This window comes from Dinghuibacter sp., from assembly GCF_035492835.1.
Classification (GTDB): domain Bacteria; phylum Bacteroidota; class Bacteroidia; order Chitinophagales; family Chitinophagaceae; genus Dinghuibacter.
In genome coordinates, this window is the sequence record NZ_DATJIY010000274.1 from 1 (window position 1) to 13,137 (window position 13,137).

At 61.2% G+C, this 13,137-nt stretch carries 13 protein-coding genes and 1 riboswitch; of the genes, 3 read left to right on the forward strand and 10 right to left on the reverse strand.

The genetic code is table 11. From position 1 onward, the window contains the following. Positions 1-127: 127 nt before the first annotated feature. Positions 128-412 carry a hypothetical protein gene (locus tag VL547_RS23840; RefSeq protein ID WP_325582767.1) on the reverse strand — a complete coding sequence of 95 codons (285 nt, stop codon included), beginning with the start codon at positions 410-412 and terminating at the stop codon, positions 128-130. A 52-nt stretch (positions 413-464) separates the two neighbouring features. Between VL547_RS23840 and VL547_RS23845 the strand changes: the two genes are divergently transcribed. Beyond that, on the forward strand, positions 465-1,271 hold the full coding sequence (locus VL547_RS23845; RefSeq protein ID WP_325582769.1) for a nuclear transport factor 2 family protein: 807 nt from the start codon (positions 465-467) through the stop codon (positions 1,269-1,271). Positions 1,272-1,278: 7 nt separating this feature from the next. Here VL547_RS23845 and VL547_RS23850 read toward each other — a convergent pair whose 3' ends face one another. Genes VL547_RS23850 through VL547_RS23880 form a run of 7 tightly spaced genes read right to left on the reverse strand, consistent with a single transcriptional unit; the run spans position 1,279 to position 8,901 of the window. Continuing rightward, positions 1,279-2,586, reverse strand: a complete 1,308-nt coding sequence (locus tag VL547_RS23850; protein WP_325582771.1) for a metallophosphoesterase family protein — start codon at positions 2,584-2,586, stop codon at positions 1,279-1,281. Further along, the gene (locus VL547_RS23855; RefSeq protein WP_325582773.1) at positions 2,577-4,874 is read right to left on the reverse strand and encodes a GMC family oxidoreductase; all 2,298 of its coding nucleotides are present in this window, start codon (positions 4,872-4,874) and stop codon (positions 2,577-2,579) included. Before VL547_RS23855 ends, VL547_RS23850 begins: the two co-directional genes overlap by 10 nt. After that, positions 4,871-6,181, reverse strand: a complete 1,311-nt coding sequence (locus VL547_RS23860; protein WP_325582775.1) for a patatin-like phospholipase family protein — start codon at positions 6,179-6,181, stop codon at positions 4,871-4,873. The genes VL547_RS23855 and VL547_RS23860 overlap by 4 nt, the downstream gene beginning before the upstream one ends. Then, a complete protein-coding gene (locus tag VL547_RS23865) occupies positions 6,159-6,515 on the reverse strand; it encodes a hypothetical protein (RefSeq protein ID WP_325582777.1) in 357 nt (118 codons plus the stop codon). Before VL547_RS23865 ends, VL547_RS23860 begins: the two co-directional genes overlap by 23 nt. Further along, on the reverse strand, positions 6,515-6,985 hold the full coding sequence (locus VL547_RS23870) for an anthrone oxygenase family protein (RefSeq protein ID WP_325582779.1): 471 nt from the start codon (positions 6,983-6,985) through the stop codon (positions 6,515-6,517). Before VL547_RS23870 ends, VL547_RS23865 begins: the two co-directional genes overlap by 1 nt. Positions 6,986-6,990: 5 nt before the next feature. Beyond that, the gene (locus tag VL547_RS23875) at positions 6,991-7,881 is read right to left on the reverse strand and encodes an acetoacetate decarboxylase family protein (RefSeq protein WP_325582781.1); all 891 of its coding nucleotides are present in this window, start codon (positions 7,879-7,881) and stop codon (positions 6,991-6,993) included. 6 nt (positions 7,882-7,887) lie between these two features. Next, the gene (locus VL547_RS23880) at positions 7,888-8,901 is read right to left on the reverse strand and encodes a hypothetical protein (RefSeq protein ID WP_325582783.1); all 1,014 of its coding nucleotides are present in this window, start codon (positions 8,899-8,901) and stop codon (positions 7,888-7,890) included. Positions 8,902-8,992: 91 nt separating this feature from the next. Continuing rightward, positions 8,993-9,062: riboswitch (Fluoride riboswitch) on the forward strand. A gap of 29 nt (positions 9,063-9,091) precedes the next feature. Here VL547_RS23880 and VL547_RS23885 point away from each other — a divergent pair. Further along, positions 9,092-10,432, forward strand: coding sequence for a voltage-gated chloride channel family protein (locus VL547_RS23885; protein WP_325582785.1), 1,341 nt, complete (start codon positions 9,092-9,094; stop codon positions 10,430-10,432). A 17-nt stretch (positions 10,433-10,449) separates the two neighbouring features. Here VL547_RS23885 and VL547_RS23890 read toward each other — a convergent pair whose 3' ends face one another. Then, positions 10,450-11,259 carry a polysaccharide deacetylase family protein gene (locus VL547_RS23890; protein ID WP_325582787.1) on the reverse strand — a complete coding sequence of 270 codons (810 nt, stop codon included), beginning with the start codon at positions 11,257-11,259 and terminating at the stop codon, positions 10,450-10,452. 27 nt (positions 11,260-11,286) lie between these two features. Between VL547_RS23890 and VL547_RS23895 the strand changes: the two genes are divergently transcribed. Further along, a complete protein-coding gene (locus tag VL547_RS23895; protein ID WP_325582789.1) occupies positions 11,287-12,006 on the forward strand; it encodes a FecR family protein in 720 nt (239 codons plus the stop codon). Between the two features lie 24 nt (positions 12,007-12,030). On the opposite strand, the gene VL547_RS23900 is transcribed toward VL547_RS23895, so the two are convergent. Continuing rightward, positions 12,031-13,023 (reverse strand): fatty acid desaturase, encoded by a 993-nt coding sequence (locus VL547_RS23900; RefSeq protein WP_325582791.1) that lies wholly within the window; start codon positions 13,021-13,023, stop codon positions 12,031-12,033. Between the last annotated feature and the right edge of the window lie 114 nt (positions 13,024-13,137).

Sequence of the window (13,137 nt, forward strand, 5' to 3'; positions counted from 1 at the left end):
CTGGCATTCGGCATGGGCGGGCTTGGGTCCGCGGTGCTCGGATGGTTGGCGGATCGGACGTCTATTCAGTTCGTGTATAAGGTGTGCGCTTTTTTACCGCTGATCGGGCTGTTGACAGGATTCCTGCCTAACCTCGAGCGAGCTGGCGGAAAAAACCCCAGATAGCCTCGTTGGCGTCCAGGTTGCGGGGGGTGATACCGATAATGCCCTTCGGGAGGTAGACCCAGCCGCCGGGCCAGGTGCCGGCGTCGATGAAAGCTATGTCGTCGATGCCTTGCCGGTTGGCGGGGGTCTTTAGGCGGCCGTCGTTCCAACTGCGGTCGCGGCCCTGGACGGTGATATGGCCTTCGGTCAGGTCATGGTCTTTCGGGTGCGCGCCCAGCATCGCGAGGGCCAGTACGACTCCCAGCATTTTCCGGTTTTTCTTATAACGTTAACCCATTCCTATAAAGTATATTAGAGGTATGTCTTCGATAGCCTTTTTCGACTTTGTCACGGCCATCAATGCCCGGGACGCGGAGCGCCTGCACAGCCTTATGACGCCGGATCATACGCTGGTGGACCCCATCGGCAACCGCGTGAACGGGGCGGACGCCTGTAAAAATGCCTGGAGCGGCTATTTTCAACTCTTCCCGGACTATGCCCTCGAGCTGGTGGACGCCGTGGAGACGCCGGCAGCGGTGTTCGCCACCGGCTGGGCCACGGGGGCCTTCAGGGGGACAACCGGTTTGGGGGACCGTTTCCGCATACCCGCTGCCTGGAAGGCGACGATGTCGGTCGACAAGGTATCGGTATGGCAGGTCTTTGCCGATACCAAGGTCCCTTTTGAGATCATAGAGCGGAACACCCTGGCGGACGCCGGCCCCCGCGCGACCTCGGTGGGAGGCATCTTTTTTAAGTGCCGTGAACCGGAAAAGCTCAAGGAGTGGTATGGCCGCCACCTGGGCTTCCGCGTGGATGCCTATGGGACCAGTTTTGGCTGGCGGCAGTGGGACAACCGCCAAAAGGGGTTTACGGCCTGGAGTCCTTTTCCGCCGGATACCACGTACTTTTCGCCCTCGACAAAAGACTTCATGTTCAACTACCGCGTGGTACACATCGAGGAGCTCGTGGCGCGGCTGCGCGCGGATGGCGTGACCGTGCTCGACAACATCGAGGTGTATCCCTATGGGAAGTTCGTGCACATCCTCGACCCCGAGGACAACAAGATCGAGTTGTGGGAGGCGGATGACGAGCAGTATGCGAAGATACTCGGGGCGGTGACGCGCTAGCGGTTTTTCAACGCACGGCGTCTTTCCATTCTTTTCCTTTTACGGGTTGCAACGGGCAGTGCGGGTCGACTTCGATCTCGCCTTTGAGGGCTTTTGCGCCGTCGCGGACCCAGGTCTCGCGGAAGAGGTGGGTTTGGGTGTCGCAGTAGTCGATGTGGAGCGTGGGGCCGTCGAGGGTGAGGATGGCGTAGCCGTTGTAACCGAGGGGGTCGTCGTTGCGGTTGTCTTTTTCGCGGCTACGGGCGTCTACCATGACGAGGTGGGGGGAGCCCTTTTTGCCGGCTCTGGGCCTATTCGTTTTTATTTCCACGGGCATGCCGCCGTGACCGATGCAGCGACCGTAGGCGGTGAGACCGCCGGGCATGGAGAATTTGCTATAAAGGGAGAAGCGGTGTTCGTGGCCCCACAACCAGAGCACTTCGCGGTCTTCGCCGATGAGGGTGGCCAGCTGGGCGGCGGGGATGGTGTATTCGGGTTCGTTGAAGGCGGTGATGTATTGGTGGTGGGTGAGGAGGACGAGGCCCCGGTCGTCCTGACCGGGTTTGACGGTGTCTCGTAGCCAGCGCACGAGCTTGTCGTCGAAACGGCAGTCGGGTTGGAACCACGGGAGGAGCTCGAGGATGGGGCGGCCGATGGAGTGGTAGCCGGTGTCGAGGCCGAGGATGCGCCAGTGGGCGTTTTCCAGGCAAAAGAATCCTGCGTGTTGGCCGCGGAACGCGGGGGAGGCCGCATGCTGCCCGCGAAACACGGGGGCGCCGGCGGCGTGGACCGGTGCGCCGGCGGCGGGACCGTCCGCGATGCCGAGGGTCGGAAGGAGCTTGTCGAAAAAGGCGCTGCCCTTGGCGTACATCTCGTGGTTACCAAGGACGGCGAAGCTGCCGCGGGGGCCGCGGATCCAGGGGGAGCCGGGATCGAGGAAGTTGGCGGCGATTTCCTTGGGCTCGCCGACGAAATAGGTGTCGCCGAGGTGGAGGGTATAATCGGGGCGGTGCTCGCGCATACGGCTGGCGACGGCGCAGGATTCGGCGGTGTTGGTGGCCCAGTCGGCGCAAAGGGCGAGGACCGCGGGGTCCGGGCTAAGCTGGTAGACGCCGTTATCGGGGGCGTTGGTATAGTCGGGATAGGGGTGCGGCCTTCCGAATCGGCTGTCGAGGTAATAATACAGCCAGCTCCAGATGCGGCGGGAGATGAAGTCGGTGAGCTTGTTGAGGACGGGGGCGCCCTTGGACTTTTTGGTTTCGGTCCGGAAGTGGTTACCTATAATGGTGCGGCCGAGGTGGGTATAGTCGGACTGTGTCCGTTGTCTTAGAGCCATTTTTTAAAGAACGTGTTGACGAGTTCCCGGGTGAAGAATTTGGAGAAGGTTTCCAGCGCGCGGGCCTTGGCCGTGATGTTCGGGGCGTGGACGGCTTCCATCGTAGTCATCTGCAGGGCAAAATCGCCCGGCGCGATCTTGAGGATGCCGCGGGCGAGTATGGGCGCCTGGTCATCGGCGCCGTCGTATATGGTCGAATACAGCACCGTGGTGTCGCTCCATAGTTTCAGACCGTGGTCGTCATCGATTTCCTTGTAGCCGTAGAAGAAATAGGTGCGGCCGTCATGGGTATGCAGCCGCATATGGTATTTCATCTTGAGGTGGGCGGGGTCGGGATCGGCTTCGAAGAGGTTGAATACGCCGTGGCTGATGGTCATGGGCTGGTCGGACAAGGCGGGGGCGGTAAGGGTGCCGGCCATGGTTCCGGGGTGCGCGGGGTCGGCTGCCAGCTGTGAGATGTCGCCGGTGCGGATGGTGAGGGTGAACATACAGAGCGAGGCATCGGCTTGGCCTTTGGCGTAGGCAGCCTGGAAATCGCCCGTGTCGGCGGGGGAAATGTAGCCCTTCATCGTTTCGGTGAATTGGACCGCCACGGGATACCCGACGCCTGGCGGCGTATCGGGCGTGCGGTCCGCGTAGTCGATCTTCTTGCCGTACGTCGCGGCGATGCGCGGCGCGGCCCTCTCGGCGAGCGCGGAGATCGTAAAGAGCGGGTTGGTACCCAGTGGCATGGGCACGATGGAGCCGTCGAGGACGTACAAACCCGGCCAGGTCGTGGCGCCGGCGGCGCCGTTATAGACCGCGCCGGTGTCGGTGGTGACGCCGGTCGCGGCGCTTTCCCCCATACAGCAACCACCCAACGGATGCACGGTGACGAGGTCGTAGTGAAAGAATTTATTCCAGACAACGTCGCGGATGAATTCGCCCTGTAGCGGGGTGGTGGCGTCGCGCAGGGCCTTGTCGACCTTTTTGAAGATAGGTTGCTCGCCGACGCCAGGCCAGGATATCTTTAGCTGGTTGTCCTCGAGCGTCAGGTGCCCGTTGCCGTCGTCGTGGGTCATGACGAGGTAGGTTTGCATACGATCGGTCGCGCCGCGGTAGGGCCCTTCGACGAGGCTCACGACTTCTTCGGCCTTGTGGGGGGCGCCAAGACCGGCCATGCCCAGCATCGCGGTATTGACGACAGCGGCGATGGGCGCAGGGATGCTGCCCTCCTCAAAGGTCATGCCATCGGTCAGTACGGCCTGGTGGCGCATGTCGATGAGGCTGGTGATACAGGGGCCCACGGGGGCGAAGCCGTCCTGTTCGACGTGTTTGCCGAGGCCTATGCCATGGACGGGGTCCTTACAATTGTAGGAAAAACCGAGGACGTCGCCGTTCCCGGTAAACCGCTTGCCCAGCTCATCGCTGAGGGTAAGACCCGCGGCGCGGGAACGGAGCAGTATCCCGGTGCTGCCCAGCGTGCCCGCGGAGACGACGACGGCACGGGCGCGGGTAAAGAGGGGCGGCGCGTGGAAGGCGGGGCGGCCGACGCCGTGGATGTCGTAGTAGACCGTCCAGCCGTCGCCGGAGCGGGCGATATGCGATACTTCCACCCCGCAAAATATCTGCGCGCCATGGTTGAAGGCGTCGGGGAGGTAGTTCATGAGCAGGGTGTTCTTGGCGCCGTGGTTACAGCCGGTGACACAGTCGCCGCAGTTCTTGCAGGCCGCCTGCGGAACGCCGGACTGGTTGACGCGGTCGGAAAAGGTGACGTTGATGTCGGGGTATTTGAAAGGGAAGCCCATGGAGCCGGCGGAGGTTTTCATGGCCCTTGCCTTGGCCAGCTCGGGATAGCCTTCGGCCCCTTCGGGATAGGGATTGGGCTCGAGCATCGCGCGGGCGAGCGCGTAGCCCTGGCTTAGGCCCTCTTCCCTGATAGCCTTTGGCCACCGGGCGTCCTGGAAGACGCGTTCCTCCGGCTCTATGGAGACGTTGGCGTTGACCAGGGAGGTCCCCCCCAGACCGCAGCCCTTGAAGACGCTGATGTCCGGGCCGATGTGAAATTCATAAAGACCGTTGGAGACCGCGGGTTTGTCCGGGGCGTGGACCTGCATTTCTTCGCAAGCCTGGGCAATGTCGTCGGGATATTGACCGGGTTGGAATTCCTTGCCCTTTTCGAGGAGACCGACTGTCAGACCGGCGCGGGAAAGACGGGAGGCGGCGATGCTGCCGCCGTAGCCGCTGCCGATGACGAGGACGTCGTACCAGGGTTGTATCTCGGAGAGGGGGAGCGATAGTTGTTTCATATCGAGTGCTTTTGGAGGTGAGGGTGGGCACGGAGCCGGGATTTGGCGCGGAGACGGGCGAATGGGCCACCGTCGACGCCGAAGACGCTGGCGTACCAGCGGTTGCGGAGACGGGGGAGCAAGGGGCGGCGGAGGGTGGCGGAGTCGAGGACCGCGCCGCCGGAGGCGGCGCGCAGCGTGAAGTGGGCGCCGCGGAAGTCGACGGCGTATTCGTCGGGGCCCACGCGTATTCGGAAGCCGTTTTGCGAAGCGTTAAAACCGGAGACGGTGACCGTAGGGGTCCAGTCGACGGAGGCGAAGAGCTGGGGGCCGGCGGGACGTAGAAAGACGCCGAGCCGGATACAACGATCGGCGCCGCCAAGCCGGCCGCGGTAGCACATGCGGTAGTGGTAGGCGGGGCCGGGCTCTGCCATGATCGTGGCGGAGGCGAAGGCGGCTGCCGTGTTGCTGAGCGGGGTGGCGACGGGGCGCGGGTCGGCGAGGTATCGTTTGGCGTCGGCGTAGCCGATGTTGATCAGCGTGTCGGCGTCGATGCGGTGGAGGACGAAGTCCGGGTCCAGGGGGAGGGCGTACGCGGGTTTGATCACGTGGACCCGCCAGGAGCGGCCTTCGCGGGTGGCGCGGGCGGAAAGGGTGGCCATTTCTTCGAAGAGGGCGCCGTTGGCGGCGATTTCGATCATGTGGACGTATTGGTGGAATAGACCGGGGCGGTACGTGGGCGTATTGCCGATGCACCAGACGAGGTAGACTTCGGTCGCGCCGCGCTCATAGGCGGTGGTCAGGTTGGCGTCCCTGATCCAGACGCCGTCGAGATAGCTGGCGCCGGCGATGGGCACGGCGGGCATAAAGAGGGGAAGCGAAACACCGGCGATCAGGTGATCGAGGGTGACGTCGGTATGGGGGATCGACTCCAGGGTCTTGTGGGCGAAGTTGCAGACGTTGAAGGTGAAGGCGGCCGTGGCATTCGTGCGGAGGCGGTCGATGTCGATGCCCAGGCCGGGGAATATTTTTTCGCGCACGCCGGCGGCGCTGCCGATCGCGGGAAGACCGCCAAAATAACGGCGCAGGGGCAGCAGGCGCATAAAGCCGCCGAGGTCCAGACGCCGCCAGTAGCGGGCGGCTTCGGTGGGGGTTACGCCGCTGGCGAGCATGGCTGTGCCAAAGACGCCGCCGGACGTGCCGTCGACGTGGGCGAAGGTCAGGCCCGCCTCTTCCAGGGCCTGGAGGACGCCGGCGTGGTAGGCCACGCGGATGCCGCCGCCGGCAAGGACGAGGGAGCGCGAGCTATGTGGATCGAGGAAAGGCATAGTAAACGAAGATGAGGATGGCGGAAACGCCGTCGAAGGAGGCAACGGCATAAGCCACCGGGCCGTGGAAGACGCCGCGGTAGACGCCGATGAAAACGGCGGCGGAGGCGCCTGCCTTCTGGAGACCGGACCAGAAGATGCCGGCGCGTATACCGGAGCCGACGCTTTGCCACAACAGCCCGCCGAAGAGCGCCATGAAGAAACCGACGATCCCGAACGCGTACGACGCGGCGGCGTTTCCCTCGACGAGCGACAGTATCCAGCCGGGCGCGACGACCTGGACAATGCCCGACAACACCGTTACGGCGGCGATGAAACGAAGGATGACGGACATCAGGCCTCCGTTTTTTTATACATAAAATAGAACAGACAGCCCAGCCACATGACCGTGGTGATGGCCATGCGGATGTTGTTGAGCATCATCCAGCGCTCCAGCAGGGCGTTGAGGGTCGCCTGGTCGGCCACCCCCGCGGCGATGGTCTCGTTGATGGGTATGATGATCAGCTTGCCGACGATGGTGGCCCCGACGATGCCGGCGGAGATGAGCCACGTGGTCCAGCGCGCCGGTTGTTTCCATTCGGTGATGATCATGATGATACAGGAGACCATCATGATGGGGACCAGGATCGTAAAGAATTTCGTCGCCTCGCCGGTGGGGCCGACGAAGGCGTCCTGGACGTTCCCGAGGTTGAGGTACTGCCAGCTGGGGTACCAGAAGAAGTGCAGCGCCCACATCACCCCCATGTAGATGGAGGAGGTGAAGAAGACATAACCGGCGTTGAGGTTAAGAAGGATGGTTTTCATAAAGTTCATATTTTGAATCGCGCGTAGTCGGTGATCGAAGGCGCCGGCAGCCAGGTCTCGCTGAGACCCAGGTCAATGACGCTTTCCATGCCCTCGGGGGTCACTTTCGTCGGCGGGGTGTCGTAGGTCATGAACCAGCACTGGAAATGGTCGTCCAGGGTACCGGTGGTGTCGGGCATGAAAAGGGTGAAAAAGGGTTTACCTTCTATCCCTAAGCTCCGCAAAAAGGACGTTCGGGCGTGGTCCCCGATATAGAGGCTGCCTTGCGCCTTTTTGCCCAAACGGATGCCCGCCTTGGCGTTGAAATAGATATAGGAGGCCATGAGCATATTGCGGAAATGGCTGTAGTTCGTGGCCATGACGCCCAGCGGGATCCTGGCGTTCGTGGGTCGCTCGATCTCAATCCGGAAGGCGAACTGTCCACCGTCCTCGTACTGCGCGGAAACCATCCGGTCGCCGACGGTGAAGTCGAGACTGGCGCGGTGCTTGGGCATACCCCATATACCCTTGCCGCCCTTCACCGATATTTCGGTGCTCACGGGCAGGTCGAGGATGAACTGGCCGGTGTGGTAGGTGCTCATAAAGACCGCGGGCAGCATCGGCGGGGCGGGACGCGCGCCCCGGGTCACGGCCAGCGCCAGGCTGTATTCTATATACTTGCCGATGGTGGTATTGATGTAGTTGACGACGGTGACGACAAATACCGCCTTGCCGTTCCAGAGCCGGAGCGGGTGGAGCTGTATGCCGGGGATGAGGGCCGCGGCCTTTTTGTAGTCGCAGAAAAAACCGGCCATGAACGCCTGGGCGTTGACGGTCTGCACCGGCATGGTGAATGGCACGCCATCGACCAGCGCGTAGCGGCCGGTGTAAGCCTTTATTCGATTGGGAATACTCATAGGTAATTATTGAAGCAATTCTCGGATGATATCGGGAAATATATCCCTGCTGGCGTCCTCCCCCAGGAAAATGTCCAGGTGACTGTACCGGTCATACTCGTACAACCGGTGATAACCGGGTTTCCGGAGGTTGAAATAGTCAAAGGACTTCTCCTGGCTCTCGTGAAGAAAACACTTGTTCTTTTTGCCCGTGAGAAAAACGAACCGGGCGGTCGTCTTGGGCGCCTGGTCGGCGTAGCGGATGCTCCCGTCGGCGCTGACCAGCTGGCCGGCGGCGACGCACCTGCGGATGTGCTCGAAGAACGAAACCGGTACCTTTCCGAATTCCTCCCGTATCCAGTCCATCACGGCCGGCGACAGGTTGTCGAGCTCCCATAGGGCGGGGTGCCCGGTTCCGTAAGTAAAGCTGACGAACTTCCCGACCTCCGTATCCCGCTCCCAATGGGTCAGGTCCACCCAGACCTTCAGCCAGCGCGCAAACCGGTCGTCGGGATCGTCGCCCCAGTGGGGGTTAAGGTAGGCCGAAAGGGTTTTGATCAGGGGCAGCGCGGCCTGGAGCTTCACCTCGGAGAACCAGGGCACGACGGGGTGGAGCGAAACGGCGTTGGAGACGATCGTGCGGACCTGGGGCGTCAGGCCCTTGAGCGCGGAGATCATAAAGCTGGTGGAGCCCTGGCAGTGGATGACCGCCTGGAGCTCAGTCGTGCCGGCTATACGACAGACTTCCCGTACCGCGATGGGGTGATCGTTTATGGCTGCCTGGTCGAGGTCCCACTGGTTGGGCGCGCAGGCGATGCTGCCCCTCCAGTTTTCCAACCATACGTCAAAACCGGCGGCGGCCAGGGCGTCCACGACGTTCAACCGGGAAGGGGGATTGAAAATGTTCGCGCTCACGCCGGCGCCATGCACCAGCAAAACCGGTCCCTCCGGGGAAAGGACTTCTTTTTTCAGTCGCCACAGGCTGCACGGGAATCCGTCCAGGGCGGTAAAAAGGTGCTCTTCGAAGCGGTGTTCCAACATAGCGGTTGCCCTAAAATAATAAACACAATGTATAATGTATAACCATTTGGGCCGCTTTGCACAAGATTGCGTAATTGTACGTATATTGCGTTCGAATACAGGCGATGGTGTCCGCCTGGGTAACCGCCCCGCCAACGGGGGCTGATGACGCCTACAAACCATTAATAATCATTTTATTAATTTTGTAGGAATGCATAGAACACTGCTCCATTTGCTTCGCTGGACCTTACTCATCCTCCCGGTGTCCCTGACCGCGGGATCACTGGTGGCTCTTTTTCTTTGGCTGTTGGATAAGGCCATCGTGTTCCGTTTCGGCCACACCTGGTTGCTCTTTTTGCTACCCGCGGCAGGGGTCCTGATCTATTTTCTGTATAAATACCTCGGTAAGAACGCGGAAGCGGGGAATAACCTGATCATGGACGAAATCCACGAGCCGGGGGGCGGCGTTCCCGCCCGGATGGCGCCGCTCGTCCTGGGGACTACCGTGCTGACCCACCTCTTTGGCGGCTCGGCCGGGCGGGAAGGGACCGCGGTACAGATCGGGGGGAGCGTGGCCCAGTGGTGGGCGCGGCGGTTCGGATTGACGGCCCCCGATGTGCGTATTTTGCTGACAACGGGTATAGCTGCCGGGTTTGGGGCCGTTTTTGGGACACCCGTAGCCGGGGCGATCTTCGCCCTCGAGGTGCTGGCGCTGGGGCGGATGCGGTACGACGCCCTCCTACCCTGCCTGATCGCCAGCGTGGGGGCGGACCTGACGTGTAAGGCGTGGGGGATCCACCATACGGCGTACGCCATATCTTCTCCTTTTCATATCGACTGGCTCCGGCTGCTGGAGGTCATTGGCGCCGGCGCGCTGTTCGGGCTTGCGGGATGGCTGTTCTCGGAAACGACGCACGCGGTCAAACGGTATGGCAACCGTTGGGTCCGGCCGGCGTGGCTGCTGCCGATCCTTGGAGGGGGGCTGGTCATTCTGATGACTTTTATATTGGGTACCCAGGACTACCTGAGTCTCGGGGTGCTGGGCATACACAAGGATTCGGTGACGATTCCCTCGTGTTTCCATGCCGGGGGGGCGTCCTCATTCAGCTGGCTTTGGAAGCTGGTCTTTACCGCGGTTACGCTGGGGACCGGGTTCAAGGGCGGGGAGGTGACGCCGCTGTTCTTCGTGGGCGCCGCGCTGGGCAATACGCTCGCCGTGCTCTCCGGGGCGCCGGTCGACCTGATGGCGGGGCTGGGTTTTATCGCTGTGTTCGCGGGGGCCACCAATACCCCGATCGCCTGTACGATCATGGGGGTGGAGCTCTTTGGCGCGGGGAACCTGTTGTACTATGCGATCGCGTGTTTTACGGCGTACTATTTCAGCGGCCACTCGGGTATCTACCCATCACAGCGGGTGGGCGTGTCCAAGGTCGACGCGTTTAGGGAGCACACGGGGGCGACGCTCCGGGAGGTACAACATACACGTTTAAATGTTAGGAAGCAATGGCTGAAAAAATGGAAGAACAGCTGTAGCTTGTTCTGGCGGGGCTGAACATGGCGCGGTCAATATTACCGCGCGGACGCCCCGGTGCCTGTTGTCCGGATGTAGTCGGCTACCTCGACCATGGGGGCTACCCAAATGTCTTTTTCGTTTGCCTTCAGGAAGTGCAGCAGGGCGCTGTGCTCGGCCAGACCTTCGTTGATGGCGTGGCCGCCGCCCACGCCGTGGAACAGGAATACCAGCAGGCCGTGACTTTTTATGGCCTGTTTTACCAGGTCGATCATCGCCTCCGCGCTTTGGTTCATCATCGCATAACAGGGGACGTTGTCGAGGTCGACCTTATCGACCGTGGGCATCGAGGGTTGTACGCCACGGGCGGCGGCGAAGTCGTGCCGGAGGTTAGCATAGAAAAACGAATCCCTTATCGCCAGGTCGCCGCAGGGGTAGGCAAAGGTGCGGCGGGTCTTGCCGTCGATGGCTTGCAGCGTGCCGTTTGCTGCCTTGATTTCGGCTATGGCCCTGTTGACGGTGTAGGTTCGGAGGTCGAAATCCTTTTGGACAAAGTCGCGGCCCGGGCCACCGGCGCAGGGGTGGAAGAGGGTGTGGTTACCGAGCTCGTGCCCTTCTTTGGCGGCGGACCGCCATTCGTTCAGGCGGTTGGACACGACGGGGGAAGAGGTGATGAGGTAGAAGGTACCCTTGAGGCCCTGGGAGTCCAGGGCGGGTACGACGTTGTCGAGGTCTATGTCGATGGCGTCGTCGTAGGTGAGGACGACGGCGCAAGACTTGTGGTTCCAGGGGGTGGGTTGCGCGGTCGCGGTTTGCGCTACCGCGTGTTGCGCCATCGCGCAGGCGAGCAAGCAATATATTACTCTCATATTTAGCAATGTAGCTATATTCGCGGGATGCGTGGGTGTGTTTTTCTTTTTCTACTGGCTGCGGGCTGCCGCCCGGTTTCGGGTCCCGTTTCGATTTCGGATACGTCCGCCGTTACGACGTATCGCGGCGACAGCCTGCTGATCGGAAGCAGCTCTCTCGAGCGGCGGTCCTTTGTGCTGCCCGATAGCACCAAGGTGATCTTAAACCCCGGGACGCGGGTCTATTATAGCCGTAGCGCGGTGTTATTGGATGGGGACGCTTTTTTTGACGCGCCGCACTTATTCACCGTCCATACCCGGAACCTGTCGATGACGGGCGTGGCCGCCTTCCGGGTCAGCGCCTTTGCCAAGGACGAGGGGGAAAGCGCCTCGATCCTGTCGGGACGTTTGCTGGCGACCAAGGCCTATACTTCCCACGATCCGGAGACAGATACCCTGATGGGCGGGAATATGGTCATGATCAACCGGTCGATCGACCTTATGGAAAAAGAAACCTTCGATACGCTACCCTTGCGCGCCTGGGTGGCGGGGTCGCTCGTATTCAACAACGCGCCTTTCGACAGCGTGGTTCACCAGCTCGAGGATTGGTATGGGGTGACGATCGACGTCCAGGGAGACGTGGGCCGGACGGCGCGTATCACGGGGACGTTCTCGTCCAGCCTAAAACAGGCTATGGAGGCGTTGGCGCTGCTTTTGCCCTGCCGGTATAGTATCGCACGGTATAGTGTTACGATACTACCGGTGTAGGTTCCGGTTCCGTGGCTTCCTTTTTTAGGCGTATTCCTTGTCGGGAGTGGACATGTCCGTCAGGGGCACTTTAGCGCGCTCTTTGCGGACGATCCGGGAAAAGAGGGAGATTTCCTTACTGAACAAAAAACGGAAAAACAACACCGTCCACGACTTGTGGGCGTGGAGCGTGTCGTAATAGGCGGGCGCCCCGGACTTGATCCTGGGCAGCCGGTTCCAGGGCACCGACGGAAAGTCGTGGTGTTCGTTGTGGTAGCCCACGTTAAAAGCTACGGTGTTGAGGACGCCGTAATAGCTGTAGGTCTCCTGGATTTCGTCTTCGACGAGGTAGTGCTCCTGTATCCAGCGGGCGCCCAGCGGGTGCAGGCCGATGGAAAAGAAGAAGCTCGCCACGACATAGATCAGCGCCTTGGGTCCGATGAACCACCAGATGGCGGCCATCGCCACGATCTGTATGGCCAGGTTGAGCACGTTCCAGCCGTCCACCGGTTTTATTTCCTTAAGCCGTCCGATGCGCAGCAGCTGTACCACGGGATAGAACAGCAGCCAGAGGGCCTTGCCGATAAAATAGTTGTTGATCAATTTGGCCTCCCATTGGTTCGGCAGGTCGGCATCCAGCTCGTGGACGCCCTGGAAAGCATGGTGCTTGAGGTGGTACCGTTCAAACCCCACCGAGCTGGGGAAGACCAGCGGGATGTTGGCCAGCATACCGGCCATGCGGTTGGGTACCCTGCCCTTGAAGATGAGTGCGTGGGCGCACTCGTGGATCATGACGAAGAGGGCGTGGTCGGCGAAGGCGCCGATGACATAGGCCGTCACGAGGACCAGCCACCAGGGTTGGTGCGCCAGCAGCGCAGAAACGCCAATCTGAAAGGCCACGATACCCAGGATGACCCAAAAGGTGAGGGGGTTCTTCCCAATGAGCTTCCGGATTTCCGGGTTGGTTTTGAGTATCTTCTTGGTCCTTATGCGGTGGGGTTCGCCCTCGGTCGAATACACGAAATCCGTCTTCTTCATCGGGACAATTTACGGCCTTTTTACGGGTTTTCGGCTAAACCGGGCCTCCGCCGTTTTACTCAGCGGGCCTGGTATGTCCAAAGAGGGCCGTGCTGCCCCTTTTTCCCTCGTTTT

Bases quoted from the DNA above. Each gene is read 5' to 3' on its own strand.
- VL547_RS23840 (WP_325582767.1), bottom strand. From the start codon at position 412: ATGCTGGGAGTCGTACTGGCCCTCGCGATGCTGGGCGCGCACCCGAAA.
- VL547_RS23845 (WP_325582769.1), top strand. From the start codon at position 465: ATGTCTTCGATAGCCTTTTTCGACTTTGTCACGGCCATCAATGCCCGG.
- VL547_RS23870 (WP_325582779.1), bottom strand. From the start codon at position 6,985: ATGAAAACCATCCTTCTTAACCTCAACGCCGGTTATGTCTTCTTCACC.
- VL547_RS23865 (WP_325582777.1), bottom strand. From the start codon at position 6,515: ATGTCCGTCATCCTTCGTTTCATCGCCGCCGTAACGGTGTTGTCGGGC.
- VL547_RS23880 (WP_325582783.1), bottom strand. From the start codon at position 8,901: ATGTTGGAACACCGCTTCGAAGAGCACCTTTTTACCGCCCTGGACGGA.
- VL547_RS23900 (WP_325582791.1), bottom strand. From the start codon at position 13,023: ATGAAGAAGACGGATTTCGTGTATTCGACCGAGGGCGAACCCCACCGC.
- VL547_RS23850 (WP_325582771.1), bottom strand. From the start codon at position 2,586: ATGGCTCTAAGACAACGGACACAGTCCGACTATACCCACCTCGGCCGC.
- VL547_RS23875 (WP_325582781.1), bottom strand. From the start codon at position 7,881: ATGAGTATTCCCAATCGAATAAAGGCTTACACCGGCCGCTACGCGCTG.
- VL547_RS23890 (WP_325582787.1), bottom strand. From the start codon at position 11,259: ATGAGAGTAATATATTGCTTGCTCGCCTGCGCGATGGCGCAACACGCG.
- VL547_RS23855 (WP_325582773.1), bottom strand. From the start codon at position 4,874: ATGAAACAACTATCGCTCCCCCTCTCCGAGATACAACCCTGGTACGAC.
- VL547_RS23895 (WP_325582789.1), top strand. From the start codon at position 11,287: ATGCGTGGGTGTGTTTTTCTTTTTCTACTGGCTGCGGGCTGCCGCCCG.
- VL547_RS23860 (WP_325582775.1), bottom strand. From the start codon at position 6,181: ATGCCTTTCCTCGATCCACATAGCTCGCGCTCCCTCGTCCTTGCCGGC.
- VL547_RS23885 (WP_325582785.1), top strand. From the start codon at position 9,092: ATGCATAGAACACTGCTCCATTTGCTTCGCTGGACCTTACTCATCCTC.